At 56.4% G+C, this 16641-nt stretch carries 14 protein-coding genes; 11 read left to right on the top strand and 3 right to left on the bottom strand.

Features of this window, described 5'->3' with window-relative positions:
- The first annotated feature begins 65 nt into the window (after window positions 1-65).
- From IM317_RS13165 to IM317_RS13125, 9 genes are all read left to right on the top strand, one after another.
- Window positions 66-1232 (top strand): bifunctional tRNA (adenosine(37)-C2)-methyltransferase TrmG/ribosomal RNA large subunit methyltransferase RlmN, encoded by a 1167-nt coding sequence (locus tag IM317_RS13165; protein WP_014171168.1) that lies wholly within the window; start codon window positions 66-68, stop codon window positions 1230-1232.
- 293 nt (window positions 1233-1525) lie between these two features.
- A complete protein-coding gene (rodZ, locus tag IM317_RS13160) occupies window positions 1526-2539 on the top strand; it encodes a cytoskeleton protein RodZ (RefSeq protein ID WP_033146213.1) in 1014 nt (337 codons plus the stop codon).
- Window positions 2540-2565: 26 nt separating this feature from the next.
- Window positions 2566-3684, top strand: a complete 1119-nt coding sequence (gene ispG, locus IM317_RS13155; protein WP_033146212.1) for a flavodoxin-dependent (E)-4-hydroxy-3-methylbut-2-enyl-diphosphate synthase — start codon at window positions 2566-2568, stop codon at window positions 3682-3684.
- Between the two features lie 80 nt (window positions 3685-3764).
- Window positions 3765-5039, top strand: a complete 1275-nt coding sequence (gene hisS, locus IM317_RS13150; protein ID WP_032622984.1) for a histidine--tRNA ligase — start codon at window positions 3765-3767, stop codon at window positions 5037-5039.
- 13 nt (window positions 5040-5052) lie between these two features.
- The gene (locus tag IM317_RS13145) at window positions 5053-5673 is read left to right on the top strand and encodes a YfgM family protein (RefSeq protein ID WP_033146211.1); all 621 of its coding nucleotides are present in this window, start codon (window positions 5053-5055) and stop codon (window positions 5671-5673) included.
- A gap of 10 nt (window positions 5674-5683) precedes the next feature.
- A complete protein-coding gene (gene bamB, locus IM317_RS13140; protein WP_033146210.1) occupies window positions 5684-6862 on the top strand; it encodes an outer membrane protein assembly factor BamB in 1179 nt (392 codons plus the stop codon).
- Between the two features lie 112 nt (window positions 6863-6974).
- Window positions 6975-8447 (top strand): ribosome biogenesis GTPase Der, encoded by a 1473-nt coding sequence (gene der, locus IM317_RS13135; protein ID WP_023308811.1) that lies wholly within the window; start codon window positions 6975-6977, stop codon window positions 8445-8447.
- 300 nt (window positions 8448-8747) lie between these two features.
- Complete coding sequence (locus tag IM317_RS13130; protein ID WP_023308797.1) at window positions 8748-10289, top strand: peptide MFS transporter; 1542 nt, start codon at window positions 8748-8750, stop codon at window positions 10287-10289.
- Window positions 10290-10347: 58 nt separating this feature from the next.
- Window positions 10348-10569 carry a zinc ribbon domain-containing protein gene (locus IM317_RS13125; protein ID WP_033146199.1) on the top strand — a complete coding sequence of 74 codons (222 nt, stop codon included), beginning with the start codon at window positions 10348-10350 and terminating at the stop codon, window positions 10567-10569.
- On the opposite strand, the gene IM317_RS13120 is transcribed toward IM317_RS13125, so the two are convergent.
- From IM317_RS13120 to xseA, 3 genes are read right to left on the bottom strand one after another with little or no spacing between them, the layout of a single operon-like run.
- Entirely contained in the window at window positions 10566-10916 is a 351-nt protein-coding gene (locus IM317_RS13120; RefSeq protein WP_033146198.1) for a protealysin inhibitor emfourin, read from the bottom strand. The two genes, IM317_RS13125 and IM317_RS13120, sit on opposite strands and share 4 nt — an antisense overlap.
- Window positions 10917-11936, bottom strand: a complete 1020-nt coding sequence (locus IM317_RS13115) for a M4 family metallopeptidase (protein WP_033146197.1) — start codon at window positions 11934-11936, stop codon at window positions 10917-10919. It abuts the gene before it with no gap.
- Between the two features lie 58 nt (window positions 11937-11994).
- Window positions 11995-13368 carry an exodeoxyribonuclease VII large subunit gene (gene xseA, locus IM317_RS13110; protein WP_033146196.1) on the bottom strand — a complete coding sequence of 458 codons (1374 nt, stop codon included), beginning with the start codon at window positions 13366-13368 and terminating at the stop codon, window positions 11995-11997.
- A 158-nt stretch (window positions 13369-13526) separates the two neighbouring features.
- Between xseA and guaB the strand changes: the two genes are divergently transcribed.
- On the top strand, window positions 13527-14993 hold the full coding sequence (guaB, locus tag IM317_RS13105) for an IMP dehydrogenase (RefSeq protein ID WP_023333022.1): 1467 nt from the start codon (window positions 13527-13529) through the stop codon (window positions 14991-14993).
- Between the two features lie 67 nt (window positions 14994-15060).
- The gene (gene guaA / locus IM317_RS13100; protein WP_033146195.1) at window positions 15061-16638 is read left to right on the top strand and encodes a glutamine-hydrolyzing GMP synthase; all 1578 of its coding nucleotides are present in this window, start codon (window positions 15061-15063) and stop codon (window positions 16636-16638) included.
- The last annotated feature ends 3 nt before the right edge of the window (window positions 16639-16641 follow it).

Here is a 16641-nt window from a genome sequence, read left to right as displayed (position 1 = left end):
TTCCGGGGCGTTTCTATTCAACCCTCCATGGGCCATAACGTGTAACAACGAGGCCGGAAAATATTATGTCTGAATTAGTTAATACCTCCGAAGTCGCCATTCCTGCGGTTCCCAATAAAAATGGAAAAATCAACCTGCTGGATCTGAACCGTCAGCAGATGCGCGAGTTCTTTAAAGAGATGGGCGAAAAGCCGTTTCGTGCCGATCAGGTCATGAAGTGGATGTACCATTACTGCAGCGACAATTTTGATGACATGACTGACATCAACAAGGTCCTGCGCAACAAGCTCAAGGAAGTGGCTGAAATCCGCGCACCGGAAGTGGTGGAAGAGCAGCGCTCAGCGGATGGCACCATCAAATGGGCGATTGCGGTCGGCGATCAGCGCGTTGAGACCGTCTACATCCCGGAAGAAGACCGCGCCACGCTGTGTGTCTCCTCTCAGGTAGGCTGTGCGCTGGAGTGCAAATTCTGCTCAACCGCGCAGCAAGGCTTTAACCGTAATCTGCGGGTGTCAGAAATTATCGGCCAGGTCTGGCGTGCCGCGAAAATCGTCGGTGCGGCAAAAGTAACCGGTACGCGTCCTATCACCAACGTGGTGATGATGGGGATGGGTGAGCCGCTGCTGAACCTGACCAACGTCGTTCCGGCGATGGAAATCATGCTGGATGACTTCGGTTTTGGTCTGTCCAAGCGTCGCGTCACGCTGTCTACCTCTGGCGTTGTGCCTGCGCTGGACAAGCTGGGCGATATGATTGACGTTGCGCTGGCGATCTCCCTGCATGCACCAAACGACGAAATTCGTGACGAAATTGTGCCGATCAACAAAAAGTACAATATCGAAACCTTCCTCGCTGCGGTGCGTCGCTATCTGGAGAAATCCAACGCCAACCAGGGCCGCGTCACCATCGAGTACGTGATGCTTGACCACGTTAACGACGGTACCGAACATGCGCATCAGCTTGCTGAACTGCTGAAAGATACGCCATGCAAAATCAACCTGATCCCATGGAACCCGTTCCCGGGCGCGCCGTATGGCCGTAGCTCGAACAGCCGTATCGACCGTTTTTCCAAGGTGCTGATGGAGTATGGTTTCACCACCATCGTGCGTAAAACCCGTGGTGATGACATTGATGCAGCATGCGGACAGCTGGCAGGTGATGTTATTGACCGTACCAAACGTACCCTGCGTAAACGCATGCAGGGCGAGACGATCGCGGTTAAAGCTGTTTGATTATTATGCACTCACGGCGCATTATCTGCGCCGTGAAGCCTGGTCTTACTGAATAATCAGTCAGATTCGTGATGACTGAACAATAATTACGGTGCGTTTCATCCGACTTTCGGGCAGTATGTAACGACGTAACAACAGTTTAGCCGTACGGGCAGGGCTGTACTGTCATCTCCGGGCTGACAGTCTTATACTCTCTGTTCAAGGTTAACTGACCAGAAGTTTCGCGGTGCGGGTGGCATTGTGACTCACCGGCACCTGAACCCTTATTTTTCACGTACCAGTAGTTGTAGCGAATGAATACTGAAGCCACTCACGACCAACATGAAGCACTCTCCACTGGCGTTCGTCTTCGCAACGCCCGTGAACAACTCGGACTCAGCCAGCAAGCCGTTGCGGAACGCTTGTGCCTGAAGGTTTCCACGGTTCGCGATATTGAAGAAGATAAGGCACCTGCCGATCTGGCTTCAACGTTCTTGCGCGGTTATATCCGCTCTTACGCAAAACTGGTCCATATCCCCGAAAATGAATTACTGCCAATGATGGAGAAGCAGGCACCGGTCCGTGCAGCAAAAGTTGCGCCGATGCAGACCTTCTCCCTGGGGAAACGTCGTAAAAAACGCGATGGCTGGCTGATGAGCTTTACCTGGCTGGTGCTGTTTGTGGTGATTGGCCTGACGGGCGCATGGTGGTGGCAAAACCACAAAGCCCAGCAGGAAGAGATCACCACCATGGCCGATCAATCCTCTGCTGAACTCAACCAGGCCGGAAGTGAGAATGCCCAGAACGTGCCGCTGAATAACGACGGTGCAGCGTCCTCAAGCGAGCCACAGACCGCAGCGCCAGACGCGTCGGCGACCGATGCAGCACAGGCTCCGTCAGCAACGGCTAACACCGCTGCGCCGCAGGCTCAGGATCAAAATGCGGTTGTTGCCCCTTCTCAGGCGAATGTTGATACTGCAGCGAACGTGCCTGCGGCTACTCAGCCTGCAGACAATAGCGCAGCGTCTCTGCCAACCAACCCGGCGGGTACGGCAACAGCAGCCGATCCCAACGCGCTGGTGATGAACTTCAGCGCCGACTGCTGGCTGGAAGTGACTGACGCGACAGGTAAAAAACTGTTCAGCGGCCTGCAGCGTAAAGATGGCACGTTAAACCTAACCGGCCAGGCTCCCTATAAACTTAAAATCGGCGCTCCGGCAGCGGTACAGATCCAGTATCAAGGAAAACCTGTCGACCTGAGCCGCTTTATCAGAACTAACCAGGTTGCACGTCTTACCGTTAATGCCGAACAATCAGCAGCACAGTAACAGACGGGCAACGCGGGAGATTTTTCATGCATAACCAGGCTCCGATTCAACGTAGAAAATCGAAACGGATTTACGTTGGGAATGTGCCAATCGGCGATGGGGCACCTATCGCCGTTCAGTCGATGACCAACACGCGCACTACCGATGTAGAAGCGACGGTCAATCAAATCAAAGCATTAGAACGTGTAGGCGCGGACATTGTTCGCGTCTCCGTCCCGACCATGGATGCCGCTGAGGCGTTCAAACTGATCAAACAGCAGGTCAGCGTTCCGCTGGTGGCTGATATCCACTTCGACTACCGCATCGCACTGAAAGTGGCCGAATACGGCGTCGATTGCCTGCGCATTAACCCGGGCAACATCGGTAACGAAGAGCGTATCCGCATGGTCGTGGACTGCGCCCGCGATAAAAATATTCCTATCCGTATCGGCGTTAACGCCGGTTCCCTGGAAAAAGACCTGCAGGAAAAATACGGCGAGCCGACGCCACAGGCGCTGCTCGAATCCGCGATGCGTCATGTCGATCATCTCGATCGTCTTAACTTCGAACAGTTCAAAGTCAGCGTAAAAGCGTCCGACGTGTTCCTGGCGGTGGAGTCTTATCGTCTGCTGGCAAAACAGATCGACCAGCCTCTGCACCTCGGGATAACCGAAGCGGGCGGCCTGCGCAGCGGCTCTGTAAAATCTGCGATCGGTCTGGGGCTGCTGCTCTCTGAAGGGATCGGTGACACCCTGCGCGTCTCGCTGGCGGCCGATCCGGTCGAAGAGATCAAAGTCGGTTTCGATATCCTGAAGTCGCTGCGCATTCGCGCGCGTGGGATCAACTTCATTGCCTGCCCAACCTGCTCGCGTCAGGAGTTTGATGTGATCGGGACGGTGAATGCCCTGGAGCAGCGTCTGGAAGACATTATCACCCCGATGGACGTCTCCATCATCGGCTGCGTGGTAAACGGTCCGGGTGAAGCACTGGTGTCAACCCTGGGCGTGACCGGCGGTAACAAGAAAAGTGGTCTCTATGAAGATGGCGTTCGTAAAGATCGTCTGGATAATAGCGACATGATCGACCAGCTTGAAGCCCGCATCCGCGCCAAAGCTGCCATGATGGACGAAACACAGCGTATCAGCGTTCAGCAGGTTGAAAAATAACGTGATGGGAAGCGTGCCGCTTCCCATGTATGATTGAACCCATTCTTTGGGTTTTTTTTGTATATAGAAAGAGAATAAACGTGGCAAAAAACATTCAAGCCATCCGCGGCATGAACGATTATCTGCCTGGCGAAACCGCCATCTGGCAGCGCATAGAAGGCACACTGAAGCAGGTGCTCGGCAGCTACGGTTACAGCGAAATCCGTTTGCCGATTGTAGAGCAGACCCCGTTATTCAAGCGCGCGATCGGTGAAGTCACCGACGTGGTTGAAAAAGAGATGTACACCTTTGAGGATCGCAACGGCGACAGCCTGACCCTGCGTCCGGAAGGTACGGCGGGCTGCGTACGCGCCGGCATCGAACATGGTCTTCTGTACAATCAGGAGCAGCGCCTGTGGTATATCGGCCCAATGTTCCGCCACGAACGTCCTCAGAAAGGTCGTTATCGTCAGTTCAATCAGCTGGGTGTGGAAGTCTTTGGCCTGCAGGGCCCGGACATTGACGCCGAACTGATTATGCTGACCGCCCGCTGGTGGCGCGCCCTCGGTATCGCCGATCACGTTTCTCTTGAGCTGAACTCTATCGGTTCTCTGGAAGCACGCGCTAACTACCGCGATGCGCTGGTGGCGTTCCTGGAACAGCATAAAGAGAAGCTGGACGAAGACTGCAAACGTCGCATGTACAGCAACCCGCTGCGCGTTCTGGATTCCAAAAACGCGGATGTTCAGGCACTGCTGAACGATGCGCCTGCGCTGGGTGACTACCTTGATGAAGAATCTCGCGAACACTTCGCGGGCCTGTGCAAGCTGCTTGAAGCGGCAGGCATCGCCTATACCGTGAATCAGCGCCTGGTGCGCGGTCTGGACTACTACAACCGTACCGTGTTTGAGTGGGTGACCACCAGCCTCGGTTCTCAGGGCACCGTATGTGCGGGCGGCCGTTATGACGGTCTGGTTGAGCAGCTTGGAGGTCGCGCAGCCCCTGCTGTTGGCTTCGCGATGGGCCTTGAGCGACTTGTTTTGCTGGTTCAGGCAGTTAATCCGGAATTTAAAGCAGATTCCGTTGTCGATATATACCTGGTGGCTTCAGGCGCGGAAACGCAGTCTGCGGCGATGCAGCTTGCCGAACGCGTGCGCGATGCGCTGCCGGGCGTTAAGCTGATGACCAACCATGGCGGCGGCAACTTTAAAAAACAGTTTGCTCGTGCCGATAAGTGGGGCGCAAGTATTGCACTGGTGCTGGGCGAGTCCGAAGTGGCTAACGGCGAAGTGGTGGTGAAGGACCTGCGCTCTGGTGAGCAGACAACGGTAACGCAGGACGGCGTTGCGGCGCACTTGCGCACTCTATTGGGCTAAGGAGAAGGACTGCGTGGAAATTTACGAGAACGAACACGATCAGGTCGACGCGATTAAGCGCTTCTTTGTTGAAAACGGCAAAGCGCTGGTTGTTGGGGTTATTTTAGGTGTCGGTGCGCTGGTGGGCTGGCGTTACTGGAACAATCATCAGGCAGATTCCGCGCGCGGCGCGTCCCTGTCCTATGAAAATACCGTGAGCGCAATTCGTGCCGATCAGCCGCAAACGCTGACGGCGGCAGAAAAATTTGCGGCTGACAACAAAAACACCTACGGTGCACTGGCTGCGCTGGAAGTGGCTCAGCAGTACGTTGATAAGAACGAACTGGATAAAGCCGCTGCACAGCTCTCTCAGAGCCTTGCTGCGGCAAGCGATGAGAACCTGAAAGCGGTGATCAATCTGCGCCTGGCACGTATTCAGGTTCAGCAGAAAAAAGCTGACGATGCGCTGAAAACGCTCGATACCATCAAAGGCGAAGGTTTTGCTGCCATCGTTGCCGATCTGCGCGGTGAAGCACTGCTGAGCAAAGGTGACAAAGCGGGCGCGCGTAAAGCGTGGCAAGCTGGCGTCGAGAGCAATGCTTCACCTGCGCTGAGCGAAATGATGCAGATGAAAATAAATAATTTGTCCGTCTGAGAGGGACCCGATGCAATTGCGTAAATTACTTCTGCCAGGACTGCTTTCTGTTACGTTATTGAGTGGTTGTTCACTGTTCAGTGGCGAAGAAGACGTTGTGAAAATGTCCCCACTGCCGACGGTTGAAAACCAGTTTACCCCATCCACCGCGTGGGATGTCTCCGTGGGCAATGGGATTGGTGATTTCTATTCCAACCTTCATCCTGCGTATGCAGACAACGTTGTCTATGCCGCTGACCGCAAAGGTACCGTGAAAGCGGTGAACGCCGATGACGGGAAAGAAGTCTGGTCCGTTAACCTGGCGGAAAAAGACGGCTGGTTCTCCCGTAAACCTGCACTGCTCTCTGGCGGTCTGACCGTTGCCGGTGGCCATGTCTACGTGGGCAGCGAAAAAGCGCAGGTTTATGCGCTGAACAGCAGCGACGGTTCTATTGCCTGGCAAACAACCGTAGCGGGTGAATCCCTGTCTCGTCCGGTGGTGAGCGACGGTCTGGTGCTGATTCATACCAGCAACGGCCAGCTGCAGGCGCTGAACGAAGCTGACGGTCTGGTGAAATGGACCGTTAACCTGGATATGCCTGCGCTCTCTCTGCGCGGCGAATCCGCGCCGGCTACCGCATTTGGTGCTGCCATTGTGGGCGGTGACAACGGTCGCGTGAGCGCCGTGCTGATGCAGCAGGGTCAGATGATCTGGCAGCAGCGTATCTCTCAGGCTACTGGCTCAACGGAAATCGACCGCCTGAGCGACGTAGACACAACGCCGGTCATCGTGAACGGTGTGGTTTACGCGCTGGCCTATAACGGCAACCTGACCGCGCTGGATCTGCGCAGCGGCCAGATCATGTGGAAACGTGAGCTGGGCTCTGTGAACGATTTCATCGTTGAGGGCAACCGCATCTATATGGTCGATCAGAACGACCGTCTGCTGGCGCTGAGCACCGAAGGCGGCGTGACGCTGTGGACGCAAAGCGATCTGCTGCACCGCCTGCTGACCGCACCGGCGCTGTACAACGGTAGCCTGGTGGTTGGCGACAGCGAAGGGTATATGCACTGGATCGATCCGGATAACGGCCGCTTTGTTGCACAGCAAAAAGTCGACAGCTCTGGCTTCCTGACCGATCCGGTTGTGGCCGACGGCAAACTGCTGATTCAGGCAAAAGACGGCACGCTGTACGCGATCACGCGTTAATTACCCGGCGGTTGTAGTATACTAAACGGCTCCTGTTCACTCAGGAGCCGTTTTGACATTTTTAAAAACGCCGCGAAAGCGACGTTATTTTGAATTTTATGAGGCTTCAAACATGGTACCTGTGGTCGCGCTTGTCGGGCGCCCTAACGTTGGAAAATCCACTCTTTTTAACCGTTTAACACGCACCCGTGATGCGCTGGTTGCGGATTTCCCGGGGCTGACGCGTGACCGTAAGTACGGTCGTGCAGAGGTGGAAGGACGCGAGTTCATCTGTATTGATACCGGTGGTATTGACGGCACAGAAGACGGCGTTGAAACCCGCATGGCGGAACAGTCGCTGCTGGCGATTGAAGAGGCGGATGTGGTGCTGTTTATGGTGGATGCGCGCGCTGGCCTGATGCCGGCGGACTCCGCTATTGCCAAACACCTGCGTTCACGCGAAAAGCCGACCTTCCTGGTGGCGAACAAAACTGACGGTATCGATGCCGATCAGGCCGTCGCGGATTTCTGGTCTCTGGGCCTGGGTGAAATCTACCCGATTGCGGCATCGCATGGCCGTGGCGTCACCAGCCTGCTGGAAACCGTTCTGCTGCCGTGGGTTGACGAAGTAAACCCGCCGGAAGAAGTGGACGAAGACGCTGAATACTGGGCGCAGTTTGAAGACGGAGAAGAGGGCGAAGAAGAGCCTGAAGACGACTTCAACCCGCAGGATCTGCCGATCAAGCTGGCCATCGTGGGTCGTCCAAACGTAGGTAAGTCTACGCTTACTAACCGTATTCTGGGTGAAGAGCGCGTGGTCGTTTACGACATGCCGGGCACCACCCGTGACAGTATCTACATCCCTATGCAGCGCGACGAGCGCGAGTATGTCCTCATCGACACCGCCGGGGTGCGTAAGCGCGGGAAAATCACCGATGTGGTGGAAAAATTCTCCGTTATCAAAACCCTGCAGGCGATCGAAGATGCCAACGTAGTGCTGCTGGTCATCGACGCACGCGAAGGTATCTCCGATCAGGATCTCTCTCTGCTCGGCTTTATCCTCAATAGTGGGCGCTCACTGGTTATCGTGGTCAACAAGTGGGATGGCCTGAGCAATGAAGTGCGCGAGCAGGTGAAAGAGACCCTCGACTTCCGTCTGGGCTTTATCGACTTCGCCCGCGTGCACTTTATCTCTGCGCTGCACGGCAGCGGGGTGGGTAACCTGTTCGAATCCGTGCGTGAAGCGTACGACAGCTCCACCCGTCGTCAGAGCACCGCGATGCTGACCCGCATCATGAATATGGCTGCTGAAGACCATCAGCCGCCGCTGGTGCGCGGCCGTCGCGTGAAGCTGAAATATGCCCACGCCGGTGGTTACAACCCGCCAATCGTAGTAATTCACGGCAACCAGGTGAAAGACCTGCCGGATTCCTACAAGCGCTATCTGATGAACTACTTCCGTAAATCGCTGGACGTAATGGGCACGCCTATCCGTATCCAGTTCAAGGAAGGGGAAAACCCGTTTGCCAACAAGCGCAACACCCTGACGCCAAACCAGATGCGTAAGCGTAAGCGCTTGATTAAGCACATTAAGAAAAGCAAATAATCTTTACCTGCCTCACGAAAGCCCGCGTTTATCGCGGGCTTTTTTTTGCCAAATCATACCGCCGGTTATCTCTGTGTGAAGTCAATCACTATTCACTTTTAACCAAGTTTAAATCTAAGAAAGTAGACAATCGTCGAATTTTCATCTTAAAGTCCAGGGTCTGGTACTAGACAAAACTAGCGCCTGGTTATCAAATGGTTAACTAACTTTTCGCCGCATGTAAAAAATCGGCCAGATACGTAACTGGCCGGCGTACCTGCTGGTGTTTACAAGCACGACGACATACCTTTCGGGAGAATTATGCAATCCACTGTTAATCAAAAAGAGAGCCGAACGTTCTTCGGCCATCCGTATCCGCTCGGTTCCCTGTTCTTCACCGAGATGTGGGAGCGCTTCTCGTTTTACGGCATTCGTCCGTTACTGATCCTGTTTATGGCCGCCACCGTCTATGACGGCGGGATGGGCCTTGCGCGTGAAAACGCCTCGGCGATTGTCGGTATCTTTGCCGGTACCATGTACCTGGCCGCGCTGCCGGGTGGGTGGCTGGCCGATAACTGGCTCGGTCAGCAGAGAGCCGTCTGGTACGGTTCGATCCTGATTGCGCTCGGCCACCTGTCGATCGCGCTCTCTGCGGTGATGGGGAACAACCTGTTCTTTATCGGCCTGATGTTCATCGTGCTTGGCTCAGGGCTGTTCAAAACCTGTATCTCGGTGATGGTCGGCACCCTGTATAAAAAAGGCGACGCGCGTCGTGACGGCGGTTTCTCGCTGTTCTATATGGGCATCAACATGGGCTCGTTTATCGCGCCGCTGATTTCCGGCTGGCTGATCAAAACCCACGGCTGGCACTGGGGCTTTGGTATAGGCGGTATCGGGATGCTGGTGGCGCTGATTATCTTCCGCGTGTTTGCCGTTCCGGCAATGAAACGCTATGACGGCGAAGTCGGCCTCGACTCTACCTGGAACAGCCCGGTGGTGAAGCGTAACGGCGTGGGCGTTTGGCTGCTGGCGCTGGCGGCTGGCGTGGCAACGATCGTGACGCTGATTGCGCAGGGCGTGATTGTGATTAACCCGGTCGCGGTAGCCAGCGTGCTGGTCTACGTGATTGCGGCGTCCGTTGCCCTCTACTTTATTTATCTGTTTGTCTTTGCGGGGCTGAACCGTAAAGAGCGCGCCAGGCTGTTGGTCTGCTTTATTCTGCTGATTTCAGCGGCGTTCTTCTGGTCCGCGTTTGAGCAGAAGCCAACCTCGTTTAACCTGTTTGCCAACGACTACACTAACCGCATGATTGGCGATTTTGAAATCCCGGCGGTGTGGTTCCAGTCAATCAACGCCCTGTTCATCATCCTGCTGGCACCGGTGTTTAGCTGGGCATGGCCGAAGCTCGCGAGCAAAAACATTCGTCCGAGCAGCATCACCAAGTTCGTTATTGGTATTTTGTGCGCGGCGGCAGGCTTTGGCCTGATGATGCTGGCGGCACAGAACGTGCTGAGCAGCGGTGGAGCGGGCGTGTCGCCGTTCTGGCTGGTGGGCAGCATCCTGATGCTGACGCTCGGCGAACTGTGCCTGAGTCCGATTGGCCTGGCGACCATGACGCTGCTTGCGCCGGAAAGAATGCGCGGCCAGATGATGGGGCTGTGGTTCTGCGCCAGCGCGCTGGGTAACCTGGCGGCGGGCCTGATTGGCGGTCACGTGAAGGCCGACCAGCTGGATATGCTGCCGGATCTCTTTGCTCGCTGCTCCATCGCGCTGCTGATTTGTGCCGCGGTACTGATCGTCCTTATTGTTCCGGTGCGCCGCATGCTGGAAAATGCGCAGACTAAACCGGCAGCTGAAGCCTGATAATGTTCAGCCTACCGGGGCAGTTATCCTGTCCCGGTAAAACCCAACAGGAGAGAATATGTCGATTACCTGCCCGGAATGCCAGGCACCGCTGGAGCCCCAGAACGGCGTAGCGCACTGCGACAGCTGTAATAAAGATATTGCGCTTGTAGCCCGCTGCCCGGAGTGCCATCAGCCACTCCAGGTATTAAAAGCCTGCGGTGCGGTGGACTATTTCTGCCAGAACGGCCACGGTCTTATCTCTAAAAAACGCGTGGAGTTTGTTCGGGCCGAAGGTTAATCGCAGACGCAGCCTTCGCCTTTCTTCCACAGCTCGACCAGCGACTCGGGCGCTTCCTGCTCGGGCACCAGCACGATGATATCGGCGTAGTGCGCCTGATTTTGCCCGGTCCAGACAATCTGGATGCGGAAATAGCGCTGGTCGCCGCTGCCGGGTGAAGAAGCTTGCCCGGGCGGCTGACCGCGTGGAAAAGCCTGCTCCAGGATGCTCACCAGGCGCTGGCGCTGTGCCTCATTGAGCGAGGAGAGCGCGATGGTGCGCTGTCCGCTCAGCTTGGGAATAAAAGCGACGCCGCCTTCCCGGGCCAGCTCAACCACGGCGTCATCCGTCAGTTCCGGAACCTGCATTTACAACACTCCCACCTGTTCCCAGGCTTGTTTAATGGCCGCACCAGCGTCGCTGCCGGAGCGTTTCTCTCCGTGCGCGATCGTCAGCTTTGCGAAGGCCTCAAAATCCGCATCCTGCGCCAGTTTGCGATCGCAAACCGTGTCGTACCAGGCATAACCCGCTTTTTCCCAGGCGTAGCCGCCGATCGCCGTCGCGGCCAGATAAAATGCCCGGTTTGGGATGCCGGAGTTCAGGTGCACGCCGCCGTTATCCTCGCGCGTTTTAATGAAATCTTTCATGTGCGCAGGCTGCGGGTCTTTGCCGAGCAGGGGATCGTCATAGGCGGTGCCGGGTTCAGACATTGAGCGCAGCCCTTTGCCGTTGATCCCTTTAGCCAGCAGCCCTTCACCAATGAGCCAGTCAGCCTTATCTGCGGTTTGCTTCAGATGGTACTGTTTGACCAGCGAGCCAAACACGTCCGACAGAGACTCGTTCAGCGCGCCCGACTGCTCAAAATAGATAAGCCCGGCTTCGGTCTCGGTCACGCCGTGGCTCAGCTCGTGCGCCACCACGTCGATAGCGATGGTAAAGCGGTTAAATATTTCCCCGTCGCCGTCGCCAAATACCATCTGCTGACCGTTCCAGAAGGCGTTCTGATATTCCCGGCCGTAATGCACGGTACCGGTCAAAATAAGCCCTTTATTATCGAGCGAATCACGCTGATATTCTTTCCAGAAGAAATCATGGGTAATACCTAAATAATCGTAGGCTTCATCCACCGCCACATCGCCGTTCGACGGCTGGCCTTCGTAACGCACCTGCGTACCCGGTAGCTCCTGGGTTTGCTTCGCGTCGTAAATATCGCGTTCCAGCTGTCCGGCTTTATTCACGTGCGGCGCGGCGGGTTTGCCCGGCATGTGGGCCATCAGCGTCTGGACGTGGGTTAAGGTCTGACGGGCACAGCGCTGCTGCGGCTCGGAACCGCTTTCGATAATACGACGAAGAATATAAGGTGGAATAACGCTATGAAGATGGGGCATGCTGCTCTCCTTATTAAAAAAGGGAATAGCAGCAGTATAGTAAGTAACCGGCGAGGAATTATCCGGTTTTACGCTGACGCGTCTTTTTCACCGGTTTAATTGATTTCACTTCGCTTTCTACCCAGCCGTCTGAAAGACGCGTCGTCAGCACATCGCCGGTATTCACCTGTTTGGTCTGCTTCAGCACTTTGCCGTCCGTCGCCGTCGTCACGCTATAGCCGCGCGCCAGCGTGGAGAGGGGGCTGACCGCTTCAAGATGGGTCACCGCATTGCCAAAACGCTCGCGGGTGGCGCTCAGCCGCGCCCGGATTGTCTCCGCCAGACGATACTCCAGCTGCTGGATCCGCGTTTGCGTGCGATAAATTTTCGGCTGCGGGTTCTGCTGGTTCAGGCGCTGCGTCACGCGCTGCTGGCGCGATACCGCGCGCTTGAGCTGACTATCCAGCGCGAAATTCATGCGCTGGCGCAGACGCTCCAGCACGGTCTGCTGACGCGCCAGACGCAGCTGCGGGTGCTGCTGCTGAAGACGATGATGAAGCTGGGTAAAGCGGCGGGTACGGTTGGCAAGGAAGTAGTCCATCGCCATCTCAAGACGCTGCTGGCCGTTCTGAATCTGACGCAGCAGCTCCAGCTGGTTGCGGCTGACCACTTCCGCCGCCGCGGACGGCGTAGGCGCGCGCAGGTCCGCGACAAAATCGGCTATCGTTACGTCCGTTTCGTGGCCGACGGCGCTCACCACGGGGATAAGGCTTGCAAAGATTGCCCGCGCCACGCGCTCGTCGTTAAAGCTCCACAAGTCTTCCAGCGAGCCGCCGCCGCGCCCGACGATTAATACGTCGCACTCCTGACGGGCGTTCGCCAGCTCAATGGCGCGAACTATCTGGCCCGGCGCATCGTCACCCTGAACGGCGGTCGGGTAGATGATGACGGGCAGGGAAGGGTCGCGACGCTTCAGCACGTGCAAAATATCGTGCAGTGCCGCACCGGTTTTCGAGGTGATCACCCCAACGCAGTGGGCAGGGGAGGGCAGCGGTTTTTTATACTGCTGGTCGAACAGCCCCTCGGCAGAGAGCCGGGCTTTTAGCTGTTCATACTTCTGCTGCAGCAGGCCTTCGCCCGCAGGCTGCATGCTCTCGACGATGATCTGATAATCGCCGCGCGGCTCATACAGAGTGATATTGGCGCGAACCAGAACCTGCTGGCCGTGCTGAGGACGAAACGTCACGCGACGGTTGCTGTTGCGGAACATCGCGCAGCGCACCTGGGCGGTGTCGTCTTTTAAGGTAAAGTACCAGTGACCGGAGGACGGCTGCGTGAAGTTAGAGATCTCACCGCTGATCCAGACCTGCCCCATTTCCTGCTCAAGCAGCAAACGCACCGTCTGATTCAGGCGGCTGACGGTATAAATTGAGGGAGATTGAGAGGATAACATGTGAGCGGGATCAAATTCTAAATCAGCAAGTTATTCAGTCGATAGTAACCTGCTGAGAGGCAATCGCAAGCTTTTTTATAAAAAAGTGTAGATGCAATCGGTTACGCTCTGTATAATGCCACGGCAATATTTAACCACCCAGGTCAGAGATATTGCCCATGCTACGTATCGCTAAAGAAGCACTGACGTTTGACGACGTCCTCCTCGTTCCCGCTCACTCCACTGTTCTGCCGAATACTGCCGATCTCAGCACGCAGTTGACGAAAACCATTCGCCTGAACATTCCTATGCTCTCTGCGGCAATGGACACCGTGACTGAAGCGCGCCTGGCTATCGCCCTGGCACAGGAAGGTGGCATTGGCTTTATTCACAAAAACATGTCTATCGAACGTCAGGCGGAAGAAGTTCGCCGCGTGAAGAAACATGAATCCGGCATCGTGTCTGACCCACAGACCGTTCTGCCAACCACCACGCTGCACGAAGTGAAAGCCCTGACTGAACGTAACGGCTTCGCCGGTTACCCGGTGGTGACCGAAGAGAACGAACTGGTCGGTATCATCACCGGTCGTGACGTGCGTTTCGTGACTGACCTGAACCAGCCTGTTAGCGTGTACATGACGCCAAAAGAGCGTCTGGTTACCGTTCGCGAAGGTGAAACCCGCGACGTGGTGCTGGCAAAAATGCACGAAAAACGCGTTGAAAAAGCGCTGGTTGTTGACAGCAGCTTCCACCTGCGCGGCATGATCACCGTTAAAGATTTCCAGAAAGCAGAACGTAAGCCTAACGCCTGTAAAGACGAGCATGGCCGTCTGCGCGTCGGCGCTGCGGTTGGCGCTGGCGCCGGTAACGAAGAGCGCGTTGACGCGCTGGTTGCTGCGGGCGTTGACGTCCTGCTGATTGACTCCTCTCACGGCCACTCCGAAGGCGTTCTGCAACGTATTCGCGACACCCGTGCCAAATACCCTGATCTGCAGATCATCGGCGGTAACGTGGCCACTGGCGCAGGCGCTCGCGCGCTGGCTGACGCTGGCTGCAGCGCGGTGAAAGTGGGTATCGGCCCTGGCTCTATCTGTACCACACGTATCGTGACCGGCGTGGGCGTTCCGCAGATCACCGCCGTGTCTGACGCGGTTGAAGCGCTGGAAGGCACAGGTATTCCGGTTATCGCTGACGGCGGTATCCGCTTCTCAGGCGACATCGCCAAAGCGATCGCCGCGGGCGCAGCTGCCGTAATGGTAGGCTCCATGCTGGCCGGTACCGAAGAATCCCCGGGTGAAATCGAACTCTACCAGGGCCGTTCTTACAAATCTTACCGCGGTATGGGCTCCCTGGGCGCGATGTCCAAAGGCTCCTCTGACCGTTACTTCCAGACCGATAACGCCGCTGACAAACTGGTGCCGGAAGGTATCGAAGGTCGCGTAGCGTATAAAGGCCGTCTGAAAGAGATCATTCACCAGCAGATGGGCGGCCTGCGCTCCTGTATGGGTCTGACCGGCTGTGGTACCATTGACCTGCTGCGTACTAAAGCGGAATTCGTACGCATCAGCGGTGCGGGTATCCAGGAGAGCCATGTTCACGACGTGACGATCACCAAAGAGTCCCCGAACTACCGTCTGGGCTCCTGATAAGTTTCCGCGCCCGGCTTCTGCCGGGCGCTCTGTTTTTGTTTCACTTGCCTCGGAATTAGCGTCAATGACGGAAAACATTCATAAACATCGCATTCTCATCCTGGACTTCGGTTCTCAGTACACTCAGCTGGTGGCGCGTCGCGTACGTGAACTGGGCGTTTACTGTGAGCTGTGGGCGTGGGATGTCACGGAAGCACAGATTCGCGAATTCAATCCAAGCGGCATCATCCTGTCCGGCGGCCCGGAAAGTACCACCGAAGAGAACAGCCCGCGCGCGCCGCAGTACGTGTTCGAAGCTGGCGTGCCGGTATTCGGCGTTTGCTACGGTATGCAGACCATGGCAATGCAGCTGGGCGGCCACGTAGAAGGCTCTAACGAGCGCGAGTTTGGCTACGCACAGGTAGAAGTCGTCACCGACAGCGCGCTGGTGCGCGGTATCGAAGACTCCCTGACCGCAGACGGCAAACCGCTGCTGGACGTGTGGATGAGCCACGGCGACAAAGTGACCGCCATCCCGTCTGACTTCGTGACCGTTGCCAGCACCGAAAGCTGCCCGTTCGCCATCATGGCGAACGAAGAAAAACGCTTCTACGGCGTGCAGTTCCACCCGGAAGTGACCCACACCCGTCAGGGTATGCGCATGCTGGAGCGCTTCGTGCGCGACATCTGCCAGTGTGAAGCCCTGTGGACCCCGGCAAAAATCATCGACGACGCCGTTGAGCGTATCCGCCAGCAGGTTGGCGATGACAAAGTGATCCTCGGCCTCTCCGGCGGCGTGGACTCCTCCGTGACCGCGATGCTGCTGCACCGCGCCATCGGCAAAAACCTGACCTGCGTCTTCGTGGACAACGGTCTGCTGCGTCTGAACGAAGCCCAGCAGGTCATGGACATGTTCGGCGACCACTTCGGTCTGAACATCATTCACGTGGAAGGCGAGCAGCGCTTCCTGGACGCGCTGAAAGGCGAGAACGATCCGGAAGCGAAACGTAAGATCATCGGCCGCGTGTTCGTGGAAGTATTCGACGAAGAGGCGCTGAAGCTGGAAGACGTGAAGTGGCTGGCGCAGGGCACTATCTACCCTGACGTGATCGAGTCTGCTGCCTCCGCAACCGGTAAAGCACACGTCATCAAATCTCACCACAACGTGGGCGGCCTGCCGAAAGAGATGAAGATGGGCCTGGTTGAACCGCTGCGCGAGCTGTTCAAAGACGAAGTGCGTAAGATCGGTCTGGAACTGGGTCTGCCGTACGACATGCTCTACCGTCACCCGTTCCCGGGTCCGGGTCTGGGCGTGCGCGTGCTGGGCGAAGTGAAGAAAGAGTACTGCGACCTGCTGCGTCGCGCGGACGCGATCTTCATCGAAGAGCTGCACAAAGCTGACCTGTACAACAAGGTAAGCCAGGCGTTCACCGTGTTCCTGCCGGTTCGCTCCGTCGGTGTGATGGGCGATGGCCGTAAGTACGACTGGGTTGTTTCCCTGCGTGCGGTGGAAACCATCGACTTCATGACCGCGCACTGGGCGCACCTGCCGTATGACTTCTTAGGCCGCGTGTCTAACAGAATAATCAATGAAGTCAATGGGATATCGCGAGTTGTATATGACATCAGCGGTAAGCCACCGGCTACGATTGAGTGGGAGTGAGTG

It is taken from the genome of Enterobacter cloacae complex sp. S3 (assembly GCF_014930495.1).
Lineage (GTDB): Bacteria > Pseudomonadota > Gammaproteobacteria > Enterobacterales > Enterobacteriaceae > Enterobacter > Enterobacter asburiae_B.
Note: the sequence above shows the minus strand (reverse complement) of the source record. Positions and strands in the feature narration are given on the sequence as shown.

What these genes read in the sequence shown, in the direction of transcription:
- IM317_RS13165 (WP_014171168.1), top strand. Translation starts at nt 66, where the DNA reads ATGTCTGAATTAGTTAATACCTCCGAAGTCGCCATTCCTGCGGTTCCC.
- rodZ (WP_033146213.1), top strand. Translation starts at nt 1,526, where the DNA reads ATGAATACTGAAGCCACTCACGACCAACATGAAGCACTCTCCACTGGC.
- ispG (WP_033146212.1), top strand. Translation starts at nt 2,566, where the DNA reads ATGCATAACCAGGCTCCGATTCAACGTAGAAAATCGAAACGGATTTAC.
- bamB (WP_033146210.1), top strand. Translation starts at nt 5,684, where the DNA reads ATGCAATTGCGTAAATTACTTCTGCCAGGACTGCTTTCTGTTACGTTA.
- der (WP_023308811.1), top strand. Translation starts at nt 6,975, where the DNA reads ATGGTACCTGTGGTCGCGCTTGTCGGGCGCCCTAACGTTGGAAAATCC.
- IM317_RS13130 (WP_023308797.1), top strand. Translation starts at nt 8,748, where the DNA reads ATGCAATCCACTGTTAATCAAAAAGAGAGCCGAACGTTCTTCGGCCAT.
- IM317_RS13125 (WP_033146199.1), top strand. Translation starts at nt 10,348, where the DNA reads ATGTCGATTACCTGCCCGGAATGCCAGGCACCGCTGGAGCCCCAGAAC.
- IM317_RS13120 (WP_033146198.1), bottom strand. Translation starts at nt 10,916, where the DNA reads ATGCAGGTTCCGGAACTGACGGATGACGCCGTGGTTGAGCTGGCCCGG.
- IM317_RS13115 (WP_033146197.1), bottom strand. Translation starts at nt 11,936, where the DNA reads ATGCCCCATCTTCATAGCGTTATTCCACCTTATATTCTTCGTCGTATT.
- xseA (WP_033146196.1), bottom strand. Translation starts at nt 13,368, where the DNA reads ATGTTATCCTCTCAATCTCCCTCAATTTATACCGTCAGCCGCCTGAAT.
- guaB (WP_023333022.1), top strand. Translation starts at nt 13,527, where the DNA reads ATGCTACGTATCGCTAAAGAAGCACTGACGTTTGACGACGTCCTCCTC.
- guaA (WP_033146195.1), top strand. Translation starts at nt 15,061, where the DNA reads ATGACGGAAAACATTCATAAACATCGCATTCTCATCCTGGACTTCGGT.